Below are 17472 nucleotides of genomic sequence, written 5' to 3'. Positions count from 1 at the left end.
CAAAACGACTTTGAAGTACCTCAAAACGACTTTGAAGTACCTCAAAACGACTTTGAAGTACCTCAAAACGACTTCGAAGTACCTCAAAACGACTTTGAAGTACTTCAACACGACTTCCAGGTATCTGTATGCTGTGGAATAGCTGAACTTCTGAGGCGATCGCTTGGGGTTTGCTCTTGGTTCATAATTATCTCTATATAGCAATACGGTTCAGCTAGCGATAATTGTAGGTTTGCTTGAGGAAGGAAACCCAAACAAGCCTTGATGATGTTGGGTAACACTAAAGTTCAACCCAACCTACACAAAATCTTTCCCACTATGTTAAAACCTTATTACTGCGTTGTTTAAAGACATACAAATAAGCTTTTAAACCCTTGGCAGGAATGGGTTATAAGTTTTATGACAAGTTTATCGTTTGTAAATAACCCAACCCCTAGAAATAAATAACTTTTTTGCTCCATAACCGAGGCTTATAATCTCATGACTCGCCGATCTGGAGCATGTTGATGGAAATCCCTCACCAATGCAAAGAGCATTCCATTCTTGAAGCTCCGTTGCACTACCTGGTTCTACAGGTTCAAATGAATTATTTACTTTTTTAAATTTTTTAAACAAATTATTTAAGGAATTAACTTGTTGATCGGTAACTACATTCACTTCATAATAACTCTTAGATATTGGCTTACCTGGAAATTGAATAACTTGATCTAGAATTGGTAAGTTCTCTCCACTGGTTGATTGAGTTAACTTCTCTTCACCACTTAATGGACTGACAACTGTATTTTTATTAGTAAACGTTGAAATATAGCCTATTGACAAAACAAGAATGCTAGAACCAGCAATTGCAGCAATTATTGTGTTAATTATATTTTTATGTAATTGTTCTAAGTTTTGATTATTTCTGTTCTGCGGTTCCAATACTTCAATTGATTTTTGTACAACTTCTTGTGGTACAACCTGATTGTCTTGTTTAATTTTACTTTCTGGAGGAAAAACTTCTACGATCGCCTCACTCTTTTCAATTAATTTCGCTTCAATCTGCGCTACTTCCTGAGCAGAAAGCTCTAAAATATCTTGAAATCGCTGTAGCTCTTCACGAGTAACATCACTAAGAGGATATTCAAACTGAATTGACTCTCTAAACACCTGTTCATATTGCTGAAGCTTTTGCCGATGTTCTTCTAAGGCAGCAACAATTGGATTTTCAATTGCAGTCACATTCTCAGCAGTCAGATTCAACGCTTGATGACGTTGCGTTAGTTGAGAGCGTTTGAAAGCACTGAGCGGATATTGTTGCCCAACAGCTTCTGTAAACTCCTGCTCATATTGCCGCAAGTTTGCTTGATACGTTTCAATCTCCGCATTAATCCGCCTCTCGATCGCACCCACATCTCTATCACTCAACCCCAAAGTTTGCCAAGTTTGCTGCAACTGCTTCCGCGTCACCTCATCTGGATAATGCTTACGCTGCGTCGCCTTCACAAACGCCTGCTCATACTGCTGGAGTTTTTGATGATAGCTTTCAATCTGGGTTGTGATTTGCGCTTCAATTGGTGCAACATCTACATCACTCAGTTCCAAGCGTTGCTGCTGTTGACGTAAATCATTCCGGGTTGCCTCGCTGAGAGGATATTCTTGCTGCGTCGCAGTAAAAAACAGCCCTTCGTAATCATGGAGTTTCTGGCGATATGCCTCTACCTCAGCCGTAATCTGAGATTCAATTTCCCTAATATCTCTATCCGCAAGCTCTAATTGCTGCTGAGTTTGCCGTAAGCGATCGCGGCTTGCTGCACTCAGGGGAAACTCCTGCCGCAGTGCCGTTGTAAACGCTTGTTGATATGTTTGCAGATTTTGCTGATGTGTCTTAAACCGTGCAGTCACTAGTGCCTCAATTGGCATTGTGTCCTCATTCCGCAACCCCAAAATTTGCTGGAGATTTTGCAAATCGTGGCGATCGCTATCGGTAATTATCTCATCTCGCTCTAGTAGTTCAGTGAACACCTGCCGATACTGCTGAAGTTTTTCCCGAAACTCGTTGCGGTACGGTTCCAAAACCTCATCTTCGATCGTCTTCGCCTCAGCTATCTCCAATCCCAAGCGAGTCCTCTGATAATCCAATGTGCGACGACCAACAAGGGAAATTTCACCTCGATGAATAAATCGCGCTACCTCTTTACGATATCGCTGTCTGGGATCACCCGGAGCTACCTTTGTCAGTCGAATCTTAAAGCCTTCTCGAATTGCATAAATCTCCGGCTTCATTGCAGGTTGAAGTTCTCGCACCTTCTGACTGGCGTATTCATGGAGTTCATCGATTGAAATAAACTCATCTTGATCGCGATCGGCTTCTCCCGACTTAATACCTTCAATCAAAAAACGAGTGTAAATCGATAAATCTTGCCCTTGTTCCTCAAAGGAGTATTGAGTCGAAGTAGAAGAAGTCAATACTGCTTGTCCTTCACCGCCTAACTGCTCCCGAATGTCAATCGTGCCGTCATCTTTGGCAGACATTCCCTCAGCAAATGCTCCACTAAAGCAGCTATCTAGGATCACAACCTGCCGACGGGAGCGGCTTTCGCTCATGCGATCGTGAATGAAATTGGCAGACACCGACGTTGAGCGAATCAATTCGCCCTGCCGCGTCTTACTGGTGTTACGAGTTGCCAGATACAGCCTACCGCGATCGTCTTTGATGCCGTGTCCCGAAAAGTACAGCAGCAGCAAATCATCCTTGTACCGACCGGAAAACAACGTTTCGATCGCAATTTCTACAACTTGCCGTTCAGGATTTTTTAGCAGGGTAATATCTGACGCAGCAAATCCGCCTATCTCTGGATGCAGCAGCACCTCACACACTGCTTCTACATCTCTAACTGCACTGGGCAACGGGTTCAGCCCTGGCTCATACTCACTGACCCCAATCAGCAACGCTACCTTTGCCATTTAACTCACCTATGCTGCAATCAAATCTTCTGTTGCTTTAATCTCTGTGTTGTTCTCTTCATACTAAGTATTAGAGTATCACTTATATCAATTGGACGAGTATGAGTTAAATCTTTACAGCAAAATTTAATCAAGCGACACCGAACAGCCCGTCGTAGACATCGCAACCTGAAAAGAGACATTGCCAACGAATCAGATGAAATTTTACTTATTTATGTGATAAAAATCTAGGCAGCTACTGTATCATTATCCAACCATGACTTAGTATATTTTTTTGCATCTATAATTAACCCTCTTAGCTGTTATGACCCTCCGCCCTGATTCTACCCTGAGCTTGGTTTCTCCCAGCATTAGCGATGTTTACCAACAAGTCGCCCCTTTAAAACTGGGAATTATGGCTTCTGGGAATGGCAGCAATTTTGATGTAGTTGCCCAAGCTATCCAAGATGGACAACTAAATGCCCAAATTCAAGTTTTAATTTACAATAACCCCTCGGCGAAAGCAGCCGTAAAAGCAACTAATAGAGGTGTAGAAGCTGTTTTATTGAATCACCGCAACTATAAAAATCGAGAAGAGTTTGATGAAAAAATTGTGCAGACATTGCGGCACTACGATGTGGAATGGGTAATTTTGGCAGGTTGGATGCGATTATTAACATCAGTTTTTATCCATGCTTTTCCTGATAAAATTATTAATATCCATCCTAGTTTGTTACCTAGTTTCAAGGGAATCCATGCTGTAGAACAAGCCTTAGCGTGTGGAGTAAAAATCACTGGTTGTACAGCGCATATAGCTTGTTTAGAAATGGACAGTGGCCCAATATTAATGCAAGCCGCAGTACCAGTACTGCCGGATGATACAGCAGAAACACTCCACGCCAGGATTCAAATTCAGGAACATCGAATTTTGCCAATGGCGATCGCTCTAGCAGCTTCTTCCCCAAAAAATACACTAAATCTAGCGTAAAAATACATAGATAGCTTTTCAGTTGAGTCTAATACAGACCAACCTCCAACCCTTTCCATAGCTCCTTTTACGGGAAAAAGGTCAAATTCTATTGCATACATCCTAAAACCGCCATAGAACGATGAGATGTTGATTGAGTATTGCTGATAACGGCGGTACTCAATTAACATACTTTCCCACAAAATTATTCATCAGAGTTAGCTTCATACGCTTGTAGAAGCCTAGCATGATCGAGAGTAAATCCTACTTGCATGGCTATCTGGGTAAATAAATCAATCTCAGGCTGTTGCCACTCACGGGGTTCAGAACACTGATGTGCAATTAACAAGCCAAATAGCTGCTGATCTTTGATAATGGGTGCGACTAAATTTGCTTTTACACCAAAAGATTCGAGCAGGCTAATGTGACAATCAGCTAAACCGGCCTCATAAATGTTGTTTGTTGCGACAACGCGACCAGACTGGTACTTTTCTACATAGTTTTCAGTAAAACAGGGGTCATAAATTTTAGAGCGCAAAACTTTGGGATAACCTGGAACTACTGATTCAGCAATTATAATTCCGAACCAATTAGCGTAAAAACTATAAACCAATACTCGGTCAACACTCAGTGCTTTGCGAACTTCTTCTACAGTGGTTTTGATCACATCCTCTTCGTTAAGCGATTGGCGAATGCTGCGGGTAATATCCACCAGTAACTGACTTCGCCTACTTTCAGCTTCGATTCGTTGCAGGAGTCTGGCATGATCGAGAGCAAATCCTACTTGCATCGCTATCTGGCCAAATAAATCAATCTCAGACTGTTGCCAATCACGAGGTTTGGAGCAATGATGTGCAATTAATAAGCCAAATAGCTGTTCATCCTTAAGAATGGGAGCCACTAAATTTGCTTTCACAGCAAAGGATTCGAGTAGGTTAATGTGATAATCAGCCAAACCGGCTTCATAAATATTGTTTATTGCTAAAACGCGACCAGACTGATACTCTTCTACATAGCCTTGAGCAAAATATAGGTCTTGGATTTCAGATCGCAAAACTTTTGGGTAGGTGAGAACAACTGATTCGGCAATCACAGTTCCAGACCAATCACCATTCAAACTATAAACCATAACTCGGTCTGTACTCAGTACTTTACGAACCTCTTCTACGGTAGTTTTTAAGACATCCTCTTCGTTGAGCGATTGGCGAATAATGCCGATAGTATCCGCTAGTAACTGACTTTGCACACCTTCAGCCTCGATTCGTTGCAAGAGTCTAGCATGGTCGAGAGCAAATCCCACTTCCATTGCTATCTGGCTACATAAATCAATCTCAGACTGTTGCCAATCACGGGGTCTGGAGCATTGATGTGCAATTAATAAGCCAAACAGCTGTTCATCTTTGAGAATGGGTGCGACCAAATTTGCTTTCACACCAAAAGATTCGAGCAGGTTAATATGACAATCACGCAAACCAGCTTCATAAATGTTATTTATGGCTTGAACACGACCAGATTGATACTTTTCTACATAATCCTGAGCAAAACATGGGTCTTGGATTTCAGACCGCAAAACTTTGGGATAACCTGGAACTACTGATTCTGCAATCACAATTCCAGACCAATTAGCGCTAAAGCTATAAACCAGCACGCGGTCAGTACTTAGTGCTTTGCGAACCTCTTCCACGGTGGTTTTGATCACATCCTCTTCGTTGAGCGATTGGCGAATGCTGCGGGTAATTTCGATAAATATCTGAGCTTTATCTGCTTTCGTATCTACCTGTTGTAGAAGCTTGGTATAGTCAAGGGCGAATCCTATTTGTACCGCAATCTGAGCGAACAAATCAATTTCAGACTGCTGCCAAAAGCGAATTCTAGAACACTGATGTGCAATCAATAAACCAAATAGCTGTTTGCCTTTGACAATAGGTGCTACTAAATTAGATTTGACAGCAAATTGCTCTAACAACTCAATATCACTATCACTGAGATCGGCTTGATAGATATTATCAATAGCACGGATAAAACCATTTTGGTATTTTTCTATATACTCTATCTCGTATCCAGGGTCAGAGACTGTAACCCCTAATATTTTTGGTAAACCAGGTGTTACAGATTCGGCGATAAAGGTTCCATTACAGTTAGAGTTGAAGCAAAAAATGGTTACGCGATCGATGCTTAAAGCTTTACGAATTTCTTCTGAGGTAGTTTTGAGAACATCTTCTTCATTAAATGATTCTCGAATCCAACGGGTAACTTTAATTAATAGTTGGGAGTAATCCGCTTCGGCTTCTTTCTCTTGGATCAAAACTGAAAGCAATTGTGTGAATAAGGTGATATTTCTCTCTAATATCACTAATTCATCTTCGCTAGCAATGAAAACTTGAGTAAATTCACTGTCTGGACGTAGCTTATTTTTGATATTATTAGAGATTGCAGCTGCCTTGCTGACTCGACTAGTAACTCGATTTGTTACAAAAACAGCGATCGCACCTACGAAAGTTGCTGTCACTCCCATACCAGTTAACAATAGTGACAGTTGTCTTTGTAGAGCAAGTTCAGTTTCTGTTGAACTTTTTGAACTCTCTTCTCTGACTTGCGGAATTTGTTTGGTGATTAAATTAACACCACAATAGTAAGTAGCTGTTCCAATTGCAACTATAGGTAGAGCACTAATACTTAGTGCCAAAACTATTGCTTTAGTCTTTAAACTCCATTTTTGTTGCCACAGTCTTTGTTTACGATTTCGTCTTGCTTGGTTTTGAGAAAAAGACTGACTCATAAATAAAACCTGGGTTACTGCAATTAAGAATCAAGTAAATAACCTCACCACCAAATTCTACACAAAACTTATTAAATCAGGACTGGCTTACAGGAGTATTTTAAGGCATTAACCTTCTAGGTTATGCCACATAAGGGCTTAATTACCTTTGAATGTAAAAAATGGATCTGATTAACAGGCTTGTTAACAATTTAATAGCGTAGGCGTAGCCCATCGTAGATATCGCTTTGTTTGAATGTCTTATTTTCTCATCAGGCGTTGCCGTTTTCTCCCAAGACACCCAAATAATCTTTCTTTTTTATAGAGCAACACGATAATAAGTTTTTTAAGTCTCTCTTCTGTCAAAAAGCTTACTACTCAGCTTGCTTGGGTTCACGTAGCGGGGAAGGAGTTGGCGTTTAAGTGTATGCTTTGCGGCCTATTTTACATTACTCAGTACTGGTAGAAAAAAGTACTTAATACTGAGCTGCGTAGATATTAGTCCCGCTCCCTACGGACACTATTTAAACTCAGTAATCTTCATCAGTTCTAGTACTTCCAAGTATTATTTAATTTTGTGCCAATAATTGATTGCTTTTCCTTTTCATCCTTGATGAGAAACTTAGAACTATTAATTCTAATAACTTCATAACTTTCTGGCATAAATACAGAACCAAAAGTACCTACTATATCTGCAAGAGAAATTTTAAAAGCTAGTGGGATCTTAAAATTAAAAAACGATTTTGGCATAGTTTTAACATTTAAATACAATTTCTTTTGACTTACGTACCAGACACCAGTAAATTTATTACCTGTTAGAAGTTCTTTAGGTCTAGAGAAAAGGAGTATTTGAATCTTGGTTTCTTCATAAGTCATATCATCTTTAAATTCAATAGTGATTTTTTCGGAATGCGTATCAAAACGCCATTTCCCCAAAAGTAAAATTTCTATTTCTATATCAGAATGCTTACTATTACTCATATCTATCCTCAAGATTAGCGTTAAGTGTAATTTTTACTATTATTAATAGATGCGCGATTCAATTATAGAAAAATTTTGTTACAAGTTTTTGTACGAGAAAAGAATAAGTGCATTTGCCAAACTAACCAAGACTTTACCCGCCAAGCTCCCATTGAAAGGTGTTCTGTAGATGATTTTGGGGATAATTCCAAGCTATCTTGGTCATAGTGTAACCATTTGGCTGGTAGGTGTCCCATCGGTGTCATAGGGGACAATTTAAAAGTTAGTTGCTCATAGTCTAACCAGCTTCCTTCTTTTCGCCAACCAAGGCGATCGCCGAGCCTCTTTTCTGTTTCATAGTCTACTTGACCACCCATTTGGCTCCAGATAGTTTGCTGAATACTGAAGCCGAAATAGCCATAACTATATTCTTCCCAAAGTTGATCAATGGTGTGGAGGTCTTGACAAGAAAAGTTATCAATATCTTCCTGATAAACTTCATTCCAATAATTTTTTTTCATAACTTTTAGCATTAATTTGGTAGTTTCAATGTCAGCTTCTTTCCATTTATGCTGCGCTAGGAGATTCTGCAATTGGGTATAACCAATATTTTTATTGCTAGACAATTCTTTTTTTAACGTAACATTATTATTAGTTAGTTTAAGCAATTGTGTTTCTTCAACAGCAGATATAGGTGCTGTAGAAACATTTACTTCTGCTATTCCTAACACTTTTCTTTGATCGGTGAGTTGCTTGGATATATAGTTAGATATTAAATCAATACCCTTATCTAAAAAGACACTATTTTCGTTCAAGTCAAAATTATGAATTTGCCAATTTAATAATTGAGATTGAATAAAAGCATCTTTTAATCTGGCTTTTTTCTCATAACTTGTCACCATAAAATCGAGAAAAGTTTCAGAGATAGTCTCGTTGTCTTCAAGGTTAAATAAATTTGATTGATACTTTAAAATATTGTCCCCTAGATTTTTAATATCTCCAACAGTTGAGTAAAAATATTCATCTATTTTTACAACTTCATCTATTAAAGATTGAAAAGGACTAAAATAATCTTGTAAAAAACTTTCAAAATTGATTGCGGTGTGGGCAATTTTGGCTATCTCTTGACGAATTTTATAGGCTTTTCTTTGATATTCGTAAATTTCTTGATAAACTTCTAAATCTTTAACTATTTGCTGAACAATTTCTTTTTGATTTTTGTTATCTTCTGTAAGTTTTTTAATTCCTTCGCCAAGCAAGTTTATTTTTTCTAACATTAAAAAATAAGTATTGCTTAACAGCAGAACTGCTTTAAAATTTTCTTGCTTTTCCCATTTTAGCTCATTAAGGATTTTCAGATTTTTATGGTTTTTTATTTCTAACTTTATTCTTTCATCTTCTAAACTTTTAATTTCTAAATATTTTTGTTTGAATAAATTTTTTAAGTCATCCACAAGTGTTAACAAAAAACCATGATAGCTATCCTTATAAAATTCTATAAAATCAATTATGTGAGTGTAGTCCTTAATGAATAATTGAATTTCTTCAAAAATTTCTTCCTGACTAATATCTTCTTTGCGCTTAATTATACCGCCAAGCTGATAATGATATCGAACACCCTCTTTAATTAATTTTTGACGTTCTATAATTTTTTTCTGAACAGTCTGGACAGCGTTATTTTTTAAAACTGGTAATTGATAGGTTCGCTCATAAATTGAAATAGTTTTATAAGTAATTAGTTGTCTTTGCTGTTTAGTTAGCATAATTTTGATTATAAAAAATTTGAACAGACACAATTACTCTATGATTTCTGTTTTGGATAATTCCCATATCAACATCTTACCTCGTGCTTCTATCAGCCACATTCCGATTTTTTCTATTATCCGCTTTGAACTTAAATTATCTGCATCGCATCCGGGTGTAACTTTTACTATACCTGGTTAACAAAGTATGATTAGTCACTAAACTCTCACCCATTTCAACACCTTCGGGTCTTTGTCATAGTGGTATGTCAAGCCATCTTTAGTAGTTATGGACTTACCTCCACTAGCCTTGCTTCTGATACTGCTAAGTGAATAATTTGTTAATGTATTCATTTCTTGATGAGAGAGCTTTTCACTTGTGCCTATTTCTGGTCTTATTTGGGATTGATGATTGGATAAATTATCTCTATTCACTTGACCATTTTTGGGTGAATTAGTAGCAATTGCTTTTTGCAACTGATAATCATGCACAGTCAAAAGTTGCCAACTAGAATCTTCTGAAAGTTCCAGAACCCATTGATGATAATTAAACAGGCTCTCACGATGTCCAACGCTGATAAAAGTTGTTTGACTTTGTTTTAACTTTTGATATAAACTTTCTTCGTTATTTAAATCTAAAGCACTTGTTGCTTCATCTAGTATAGTGAAGCTAGGATGAGTAACTAACAATCGTGCAAAGGCTAGGCGTTGTTGTTCGCCTAATGATAATATATTCTCCCAAGGAAGTTCTGCATCAAAGCCGCCAACTTTTGTCACCACGTTTTGGAGGTTAACTTGTTGCAAAACTTCTTTGAGTTCTGCGTCGCTCATTTGACGAGTTGTATGAGGATAGAGTAACTGTTCGCGCAAAGTTCCCAAAATTATATAGGGACGTTGGGGCAAAAACAACACTTCTTCTGAAGGAGGTCGCAACAGACGGCCACTTCCTGCATTCCATAAACCAGCGATCGCTCTTAATAGAGAACTTTTACCTCGACCACTCGGCCCAACAATCAATAAACCTTCTCCTGGCGGAACAGACAGTGACAAGTCTTCGACAATCACTTGCTCATAGTTTGGCGTTTGTAAGGTGACATTCTCAAAAGCCAAACGGTTTTCTTCGATTGTTTTAATCGTACTAACTTTCTCTGGTTTTTTGGTAACAGCCTCTAAGGCATCTGTCAACTGAGATAAACGTTCAACATAACTAGAAAATCTTCCTGAAGCTCCAAATTCACTTATTAATTGTCCCAGAGCATTAGAAAACATGAAACAAGCTAAACTAATCTGGTTAATCTCACCAAAATCAATTTTATCTTCAATAAATAAAGGTGTGAGTACAAACATCGAAAATACGGTAATAGCAGACTGATATGCTCTGTTAAAAATATCCTGATTTATCTCCCAATTCAGTCTCCGTTCTGCATTTTTTTCGATATTATTAAATTTGCGTTGAATTATATTTGCTTCTTGATTTTCTCCCTGAAAAAAAGCTATCGATTCTGCATGATTGCGAACATGAGTGAGTGCATATCTGTAGTCAGCTTTCACTTCAAGTTCTTCTTGATTAATCTTACTTGCTTTTTGATTCAAGTAAATAGCAATTAAATTACCTATGATTGTATAAACAACCAGAAGAAGGGCAATTTGTGGCGAAATTGTCCAAATAATTACTAAAAAACTGGTTATTTGTAAGATTTTCTCTAGAAAAGTAGCTGAAAAATTGAGAGCATTACTGGTAATGGGTTCGATTTCTTGGGATAGACGTTGATCTGGATTATCAATATCGGATTTAAAATTTATTTTATAATAGGCTCGATTGCTAAAATACTTTTCTAAAGTGTGATTATTTAGCCATTTGTACCAATCAAGAGCAATTTTTTTTCTGACTAACTTAGAAGATGCTATCAAAAGTGTTTCCACAACAATCACAAGTATGGAAATCCACAACGTACCAATATACTTAGAAATATCTTTTTCTTCAATGACGATATTAAGTACATAGCGATTTAAGAAGCTGCCAGAGGCCGTAACGGCCACGAGTGCAATTATTAATAAGATTAAGAAAATAAGCATTCCCCATGCGCGAATCACATCTGAAAATGCTCTGCCTGCTGGCTCTGTTGGATACCAGTAAGATCCGGCGATCGCTCTGACATCGCGCAAAAATTGGGTGAAAGCCACAAGAGGATTATTTGAGGCTTGATCGCGAAAAACTTGAGCTTGCATATTCTAAAAATATAGTGGTTATTATTTGAGTTAAATCATCACTTAAGTTAATGCCACTGGAATTTAATAATCACCGCCATGATTTCAATTGTTTTGAGAGTCTTAACCTCTTTATAATCAATAATCATTTCTGGGCAAAGTTGGTTTTTTAGCTTTAGTTTTAGCTCTTCTGTAATGGGTAAATCTTTAATTTCTTTCAGAAGAAATTTTACCGATTCGGTTTTACTACGTTCTGCATAGATGGCCTGAAGAATGGCTTCAATTCCATATCCGGCGACAATATCTCCCACAACTGTTATTAAACCAAGCAAGGCTATAGCTCCAAGGATGCCAAAGGGCCCTCCTAACGCTGTGAGAGTAGCAGCAACGGCGGCGGAACTACCCCCTGATGCAGCTGTTAAAATCACCAAGATTACTCCGGGAAGACCCAGACCAGCCAGTTTTTTCACAATTTCGTCCATTTATGCTCCATATCCTAATTTTTATTAGTCAGCAGAATTTCAGCGATCGCACCAGAAATCGGGAAGTGTGGTGAAAACATTTCCATCCAGAAAAATTCTCCAACTGGATTGACTTCAAGGAATACGTGCCGCTCATCGGGTGTGACGATAATATCGATCGCTCCATAGTTTAAGCCAAAATAAGCCATCAGTTGGAGAAGCTTTTTCTCAACATCTGTCGGCAAATTGTAGGGTTGCCAATTCTTAACTAAGGCTTTCCCTTCTTTGCGCCAATCATAAGTGGCTCCTGATAAACTCTGGGAATCTACTGCGGCAGTAAATACGCGGTGTCCGACAATAGTTGTCCGCAACTCTAGCGCCTTTGGCACGTTTTCCTGAAACGTCATCGGACAAAAACGCAATCCTTCAAGATTTTCCAGATCGTCATCTGTAATTGGACTAGTGAACACAACGTTTTCTCGTCCCTGATTGTCATAGATGGCAAAGGAAGAAAGCATTTTGGTGATGATACCCTGTTGACACTCTTGAGCAAATTGCTTCACGGCCTCTGGATTGTTTGAAGTCAGAGTGCGCGGAGTCACAAGGCCAACCTCTCGTGCGACTTGCAACTGTAGTTGTTTATTATTGGTTACATCGACATTTGACATTTTGTCGAGGTGAAATGCTTTCAGACTGGCAATCATCCCCCTAACAGTGCGGCGAGTTTCTGCTATTGAAGCGTCTCTAAATTGCTTGTCCATCGTCTCAGGAATTTTTGCTCCGTAGCGCATCCGCCGATACCAGACGGAGGAGACTTCACTCAAATCTAGCTGCTGTTCGCCATCAGTAATAATTACCCGCTCAAAATCACCGTGGTAAATATCCAACTTCACTTCCGTGGGATATCTATCTGTGTCAAAACGAAATGCTTTCTCTCCTTTAGCCTCAATTTCTTTGATTACTAGAGGAATGCTTTCGTTGTCTTGACTAAAAGTAATAATTAATACTGTCATAGAATATTTTTAACTAAAGTGCTTACGACTATTAGGACTCATATTTGATTTTTGAAAAAATTCAGTACAACTCAAACAGGCTTCTTACCTATTGCCTCTTGCCTCTTACCTCTTACCTCTTGCGCTATAGTACTTAACTTACTACAAGCCTTCTCCTGCTTTCTAGGGAATAAGAGCGTTTGCGATCGCACTTGAAATCGGCAAGTCTAAATCTTTCTCCAGCATTCCCCACTCTCCGATGGGGTTAACTTCCAAAAAGACATATTCTCCTGATGGTGTGAGAATAAAATCTAAAGCTCCAAACAACAGCCCAAATTTATCCATAAAGGCTTGAAGACGACGAACGACTCGATCAGGAAGCTGATGGTGCTGCCATGAACCAGTCTCAACACCAGGTTTACGCCAATCAACTTTAGATGCCGTGTAAACCGACGCATCAAGCGCTCCAACAAATACATTGCCATCCACATACACTACCCGCAATTCCGAATGCTTAGGGATTTGCTCTTGAAAAACCATTGGACAATAGCGCAGTGATTCGGCATCAAGCAAATCTTCTTCTTTGACAACACTGGTGTAAAGAAAGAAAGAAGTGGATTCCATAGTGTGGGAAAGAGCAGTTAATAACTTACTCACCATTTTGCCGTTGACTTGGTGAAAAAACTCCCGTGCTGATTCAGCTTTGTTAGTGATTAGAGTCTGGGGGATGACAAAACCCACTTCAGATGCAATCCGCAGTTGGCGCAGCTTGTTATGTGCAATATTTATCCGCTCCAAATCATCAACCCACCTAGCACCTTTCAAGCTATCCCAAAAACCATCTAAGGTTGCTTGTGATTCTCTAATGCAAGCTTGTCGGTACTGGGGAGCCAATTCTTTAGTCAATTCTGGTTCCCATATCCGTCGCATCCAAACAGCTTGCACCTGCTCTGTGCTGATAGAGTGTGTCCCGTATTCCAGCCTGTGATAGCTTTTGGATTTGTCAAAATGTGCTGTCAATTGTACTTCTAGGGGAAACTTATCGGTGTCGAAGCGAAATGGTTGTGCCCCTTTTTTTAACAAAGCTTCTGCCACTCTATCTATTGTGAAGAAATCACCACTGTGGGTGATTAATAAAACAACGTCACGCGACAGGTGCATAAAAATTTTCTGGTTTTAATTTTAGGAGGTAGATGCTAAGAATTACCTAAAAAGTTGTTCTGTAAATCCCCGGCTTCTTGGATAAGCCGGGGAGCTAAAACTACAGGCGATCGCCACAATATTATGGATATTTTAAGATGAAAGCAATTAAGCTCCAATGAGTAATTATCAGTTATTAAATAACTGTGATTACTTCAATTTCAGATGAAGCTTACTATATTTAGCGATCTTCCCAATCTGAAGGATACTTTAGAGTATAGATTGGCGGAGGAGTCTCATTTGGTGGCTGTGGAGGTTTTTCTTCTACCAAGAAGCGGGCAAAGAATGGTAATACTTGGATATCCAATGCTTTGACTACGTTGCTAGACATGCTATTTCCTCTACGGGAACTTATTTTAACAATTTAATATGTATCATTAATTGCATATATAAGCAAGGACAGTTAAGACAGTTAAGGTTTTTATATTATCTCGATAGAAAAAATCTTGGTTCATCTCGGCGAAAAAGCCTTGAATTAGATGCGAACGATGGCAAGAAGCAATATGTTTGATGTTATACAACTAGTTATATTTTTTACCGTATTATTTCGTAATTTTTTGAAAAATCAAATCGTGGTAGCCTTAGCGTTGATTCTAGAAGCGATCGCAGCAAATTATACACCTTACTATCTGACTATATTCATCTGTTTACTACTAGTCGCAACTATCTTTATTTTTGAGAAATTGTTGTTAGTTGTCATTGTCGCCTTTGCAATTGGTCTAACACCTATATATTTGTTCGGTGGATTATTTAAATTAGCTAATCCTTAGCTTTTAGGCATATTTTGTTTAAGAATAGTAGCTATTATCTTCACTTGCATTCTTTGCCATTTTAACTGAGTGGCGACAAATAGGATTACATTTAGGACTCATATTTGATTTTTGAAAAAGCTCAATACAACTAGGAGCCTTCTTTCTTCTTTCCCGTTGCCTATTGCCTATTGCCTATTGTCTATTCCCTATTCCCTATTGCCTATTTCCTATTGTCTATTGCCTATTTATTTCCTTAACCAAGTCAATAGTTTTAATGCTACAGATATTACAACACCCTGTGGCGATCGCAGAGGAACCCCAAAGCATAAAGGCGGATAGGGTTTTTGAATTGGCAGTCACAGCAGTTTACATTACTCATTGCTGAGTTCTGAGTGAGGAAAATATTACTCAACAATAATGTCCACTGTCAAAAACTCATCCGTCAACTCATAGATTGGTGTAAAACTGGGGTAATGTAAAAGGGTCAAGATTTTACAAAGCAGCCGTGTTGAACAAAAATTATGTCGTGCGATCAAAGCAGATTTTATTCCACGACGACAAGGATCTTCTCAATAAGTATTGGCTTCTATGATTGCGATTTGATGCACGGGTGTAGATCCGTTAAACAGAATTTGCGCTCCTATATACCATATATTGGCAAGTTAGGCGCTTATATCTTGCAATAGATAACTTTTACCCTCACGACTGGAGAGCAAAATCTTGGGAATAGAACTACGCAGTTTCGTATTTCTCGATAGCCTGCAACCTCAACATGCAGCATATATGGGAACAGTAGCCCAAGGCTTCTTACCATTACCTGGAGATACATCACTGTGGATTGAAATCTCTCCTGGTATCGAAATTAATAAGATTACGGATATAGCTCTGAAATCTGCCTCTGTCCGTCCCGGAGTACAGGTAGTTGAACGATTATACGGACTATTGGAAGTTCATTCTAGCTCCCAAGGTGAAACGCGAGCTGCTGGTCAAGCAATTTTGGCGGCACTGGGAGTCCGAAGAGAGGAATGTCTCAAACCGCGTGTAATTTCTAGTCAGATTATCCGCAACATCGATGCTTATCAAACACAACTCATTAATCGTACCCGCCGGGGACAGCTACTACTAGCAGGACAAACCCTATATGTATTAGAAGTTGAGCCAGCTGCTTACGCCGCACTGGCTGCCAATGAAGCGGAGAAAGCCGCGAGGATTAACATTCTTGAAGTCCAAGCTGTAGGTAGCTTTGGACGGCTTTACTTAGGTGGACAAGAACAGGATATTCTAGCAGGAGCGGCAGGAGCGTTAACGGCCATTGAAAGTGTAGCTGGTCGGGCAAATCCTTTGGGTGGGCGTCAGGAGTAAAGGAGAGAAAATGGCAAATCGAGAGCATCTAGCTTTACTCAAAGCAGGTGCAGTTACATGGATTGAATGGAGAAAGAAAAATCCCCAGATTGAACCAGACCTCAGCGCTGCCAATCTGCAAGGCGATAACCTCAGAGGCGCAAATCTTCAGGGGGTAAACTTGAGAAAAGTAAATTTGGGTCATGCTTTACTCGTGCGAGCAAACCTCAGTGGTGCTGACCTCAGTAGTGCTAACCTCTACAAAGCCTTACTTGTTGAAGCTAACCTGAGCGCGGCTAACTTCACTGTTGCTAACTTGAGTGGTGCTATACTTACACACGCAGATTTGAGCCATGCCAATCTGATTGGATCTGACTTGAGCGAGGTGGATCTTAGAGGCGCTGCGATCGCATCTGCTAATCTAATTGGCACTGACTTGAGAGATGCTAACTTGAGAAATGCCGATTTAGGTGCAGCAAAGTTGATGCGGACTAATCTCTCTTTTGCCAACCTGATTGAAGCTAACTTGATTGCGGCTGACCTTAGCGAAGCGAATTTGTACAAGGCAGAAGTGTTGGGAGCTTATCTTTATAAAGCTGACCTTTACAAAGCTAATCTGAACAAGGCTCACCTAAGTGGTGCATACCTGTTGCAGGCTAATTTCAGCGAAGCTAACTTGAGTCAAGCTGACTTGAGTTGGACTAACCTCAGAGGCGCAAATTTGGCAGGAGCCAATCTCAAAGGAGCTAACCTTAGAGGAGCCGATCTTAGAGGAGCTAACCTCAGCGACGTAAATCTTCAGGGAACAATTATGCCTGACGCTTCAAGGCATAATTAGTTTACAAAAAAAGTAGTTGACGTTTAGATTGATTTTCGCTGCAAAATTACCCAAGACTGCTCAATAAGCTGTTAAGCATTTAAGAAAGCATATTGAGATTGCAGGGGGGCAGGTGGTCACTGAATCTCGACTCACAACGACTGCGCGATAGTTGAATCTCGACTCACTTCGACGCCGCGATAGTTGAGCGTAGTCGAAACTCAGTGCAAGTCGCTCGATTACCGCCAAGCGATGCACTGAGCTTGTCGAAGTGTCGAAACTCAGTGCAAGTCGCTCGATTACCGCCAAGCGATGCACTGAGCGGCTTGCCCTGAGCGGAGCCGTTGGCGCA

General features: G+C 39.4%; 16 protein-coding genes. 6 read left to right on the top strand and 10 right to left on the bottom strand.

Annotated features, from left to right (window positions below):
- Nucleotides 1-201 (top strand): hypothetical protein (locus RMX98_RS34395; protein WP_409882090.1); only part of this gene is annotated, 201 nt, incomplete at its 5' end.
- Nucleotides 202-408: 207 nt separating this feature from the next.
- Here RMX98_RS34395 and RMX98_RS34390 read toward each other — a convergent pair.
- Entirely contained in the window at nucleotides 409-2943 is a 2535-nt protein-coding gene (locus tag RMX98_RS34390) for a caspase, EACC1-associated type (RefSeq protein WP_322675691.1), read from the bottom strand.
- Between the two features lie 304 nt (nucleotides 2944-3247).
- Between RMX98_RS34390 and purN the strand changes: the two genes are divergently transcribed.
- Nucleotides 3248-3910, top strand: a complete 663-nt coding sequence (gene purN, locus RMX98_RS34385) for a phosphoribosylglycinamide formyltransferase (RefSeq protein ID WP_322675690.1) — start codon at nucleotides 3248-3250, stop codon at nucleotides 3908-3910.
- A 184-nt stretch (nucleotides 3911-4094) separates the two neighbouring features.
- Here the strand turns inward: purN and RMX98_RS34380 are convergent, their stop codons facing one another.
- The 3 genes from RMX98_RS34380 to RMX98_RS34370 form a co-directional block, all read right to left on the bottom strand.
- Nucleotides 4095-6668, bottom strand: coding sequence for a GAF domain-containing protein (locus tag RMX98_RS34380; protein ID WP_322675689.1), 2574 nt, complete (start codon nucleotides 6666-6668; stop codon nucleotides 4095-4097).
- A gap of 528 nt (nucleotides 6669-7196) precedes the next feature.
- Nucleotides 7197-7628 (bottom strand): hypothetical protein, encoded by a 432-nt coding sequence (locus tag RMX98_RS34375; protein ID WP_322675688.1) that lies wholly within the window; start codon nucleotides 7626-7628, stop codon nucleotides 7197-7199.
- Between the two features lie 62 nt (nucleotides 7629-7690).
- Nucleotides 7691-9370 carry a GUN4 domain-containing protein gene (locus RMX98_RS34370; protein WP_322675687.1) on the bottom strand — a complete coding sequence of 560 codons (1680 nt, stop codon included), beginning with the start codon at nucleotides 9368-9370 and terminating at the stop codon, nucleotides 7691-7693.
- Nucleotides 9371-9410: 40 nt separating this feature from the next.
- Between RMX98_RS34370 and RMX98_RS34365 the strand changes: the two genes are divergently transcribed.
- On the top strand, nucleotides 9411-9551 hold the full coding sequence (locus tag RMX98_RS34365) for a hypothetical protein (RefSeq protein ID WP_322675686.1): 141 nt from the start codon (nucleotides 9411-9413) through the stop codon (nucleotides 9549-9551).
- Nucleotides 9552-9568: 17 nt separating this feature from the next.
- On the opposite strand, the gene RMX98_RS34360 is transcribed toward RMX98_RS34365, so the two are convergent.
- The 5 genes from RMX98_RS34360 to RMX98_RS34340 form a co-directional block, all read right to left on the bottom strand.
- On the bottom strand, nucleotides 9569-11578 hold the full coding sequence (locus tag RMX98_RS34360) for an ABC transporter ATP-binding protein/permease (RefSeq protein WP_322675685.1): 2010 nt from the start codon (nucleotides 11576-11578) through the stop codon (nucleotides 9569-9571).
- A gap of 47 nt (nucleotides 11579-11625) precedes the next feature.
- On the bottom strand, nucleotides 11626-12039 hold the full coding sequence (locus RMX98_RS34355; RefSeq protein ID WP_322675684.1) for a hypothetical protein: 414 nt from the start codon (nucleotides 12037-12039) through the stop codon (nucleotides 11626-11628).
- A gap of 14 nt (nucleotides 12040-12053) precedes the next feature.
- Nucleotides 12054-13031, bottom strand: coding sequence for an MvdD family ATP-grasp ribosomal peptide maturase (locus RMX98_RS34350; protein WP_322675683.1), 978 nt, complete (start codon nucleotides 13029-13031; stop codon nucleotides 12054-12056).
- 162 nt (nucleotides 13032-13193) lie between these two features.
- Nucleotides 13194-14171: an MvdC family ATP-grasp ribosomal peptide maturase gene (locus RMX98_RS34345; RefSeq protein WP_322675682.1), complete on the bottom strand. Its 978-nt coding sequence runs from the start codon at nucleotides 14169-14171 to the stop codon at nucleotides 13194-13196.
- A 220-nt stretch (nucleotides 14172-14391) separates the two neighbouring features.
- Complete coding sequence (locus tag RMX98_RS34340; protein ID WP_322675681.1) at nucleotides 14392-14541, bottom strand: microviridin/marinostatin family tricyclic proteinase inhibitor; 150 nt, start codon at nucleotides 14539-14541, stop codon at nucleotides 14392-14394.
- Between the two features lie 157 nt (nucleotides 14542-14698).
- Between RMX98_RS34340 and RMX98_RS34335 the strand changes: the two genes are divergently transcribed.
- From RMX98_RS34335 to RMX98_RS34325, 3 genes are all read left to right on the top strand, one after another.
- Entirely contained in the window at nucleotides 14699-14980 is a 282-nt protein-coding gene (locus RMX98_RS34335) for a hypothetical protein (protein ID WP_322675680.1), read from the top strand.
- A 702-nt stretch (nucleotides 14981-15682) separates the two neighbouring features.
- Nucleotides 15683-16324 (top strand): hypothetical protein, encoded by a 642-nt coding sequence (locus tag RMX98_RS34330; RefSeq protein ID WP_109009033.1) that lies wholly within the window; start codon nucleotides 15683-15685, stop codon nucleotides 16322-16324.
- A 10-nt stretch (nucleotides 16325-16334) separates the two neighbouring features.
- The gene (locus RMX98_RS34325; RefSeq protein ID WP_322675679.1) at nucleotides 16335-17141 is read left to right on the top strand and encodes a pentapeptide repeat-containing protein; all 807 of its coding nucleotides are present in this window, start codon (nucleotides 16335-16337) and stop codon (nucleotides 17139-17141) included.
- Between the two features lie 60 nt (nucleotides 17142-17201).
- On the opposite strand, the gene RMX98_RS34320 is transcribed toward RMX98_RS34325, so the two are convergent.
- Nucleotides 17202-17472: hypothetical protein (locus RMX98_RS34320; protein WP_409882089.1), on the bottom strand; the 271-nt coding region annotated here is incomplete at its 5' end.

The sequence above is a fragment of the Nostoc sp. DedQUE02 genome, assembly GCF_034531035.1.
In the GTDB taxonomy this organism is placed as follows: Bacteria; Cyanobacteriota; Cyanobacteriia; order Cyanobacteriales; family Nostocaceae; genus Nostoc.
The sequence above is the reverse complement of the archived record's forward strand: the minus strand, read 5'-3'. Positions and strand labels throughout refer to the sequence as shown.

What these genes read in the sequence shown, in the direction of transcription:
- RMX98_RS34370 (WP_322675687.1), bottom strand. Translation starts at nt 9,370, where the DNA reads ATGCTAACTAAACAGCAAAGACAACTAATTACTTATAAAACTATTTCA.
- RMX98_RS34360 (WP_322675685.1), bottom strand. Translation starts at nt 11,578, where the DNA reads ATGCAAGCTCAAGTTTTTCGCGATCAAGCCTCAAATAATCCTCTTGTG.
- RMX98_RS34355 (WP_322675684.1), bottom strand. Translation starts at nt 12,039, where the DNA reads ATGGACGAAATTGTGAAAAAACTGGCTGGTCTGGGTCTTCCCGGAGTA.
- RMX98_RS34325 (WP_322675679.1), top strand. Translation starts at nt 16,335, where the DNA reads ATGGCAAATCGAGAGCATCTAGCTTTACTCAAAGCAGGTGCAGTTACA.
- RMX98_RS34390 (WP_322675691.1), bottom strand. Translation starts at nt 2,943, where the DNA reads ATGGCAAAGGTAGCGTTGCTGATTGGGGTCAGTGAGTATGAGCCAGGG.
- RMX98_RS34345 (WP_322675682.1), bottom strand. Translation starts at nt 14,171, where the DNA reads ATGCACCTGTCGCGTGACGTTGTTTTATTAATCACCCACAGTGGTGAT.
- RMX98_RS34380 (WP_322675689.1), bottom strand. Translation starts at nt 6,668, where the DNA reads ATGAGTCAGTCTTTTTCTCAAAACCAAGCAAGACGAAATCGTAAACAA.
- RMX98_RS34335 (WP_322675680.1), top strand. Translation starts at nt 14,699, where the DNA reads ATGGCAAGAAGCAATATGTTTGATGTTATACAACTAGTTATATTTTTT.
- RMX98_RS34340 (WP_322675681.1), bottom strand. Translation starts at nt 14,541, where the DNA reads ATGTCTAGCAACGTAGTCAAAGCATTGGATATCCAAGTATTACCATTC.
- purN (WP_322675690.1), top strand. Translation starts at nt 3,248, where the DNA reads ATGACCCTCCGCCCTGATTCTACCCTGAGCTTGGTTTCTCCCAGCATT.
- RMX98_RS34375 (WP_322675688.1), bottom strand. Translation starts at nt 7,628, where the DNA reads ATGAGTAATAGTAAGCATTCTGATATAGAAATAGAAATTTTACTTTTG.
- RMX98_RS34350 (WP_322675683.1), bottom strand. Translation starts at nt 13,031, where the DNA reads ATGACAGTATTAATTATTACTTTTAGTCAAGACAACGAAAGCATTCCT.
- RMX98_RS34365 (WP_322675686.1), top strand. Translation starts at nt 9,411, where the DNA reads ATGATTTCTGTTTTGGATAATTCCCATATCAACATCTTACCTCGTGCT.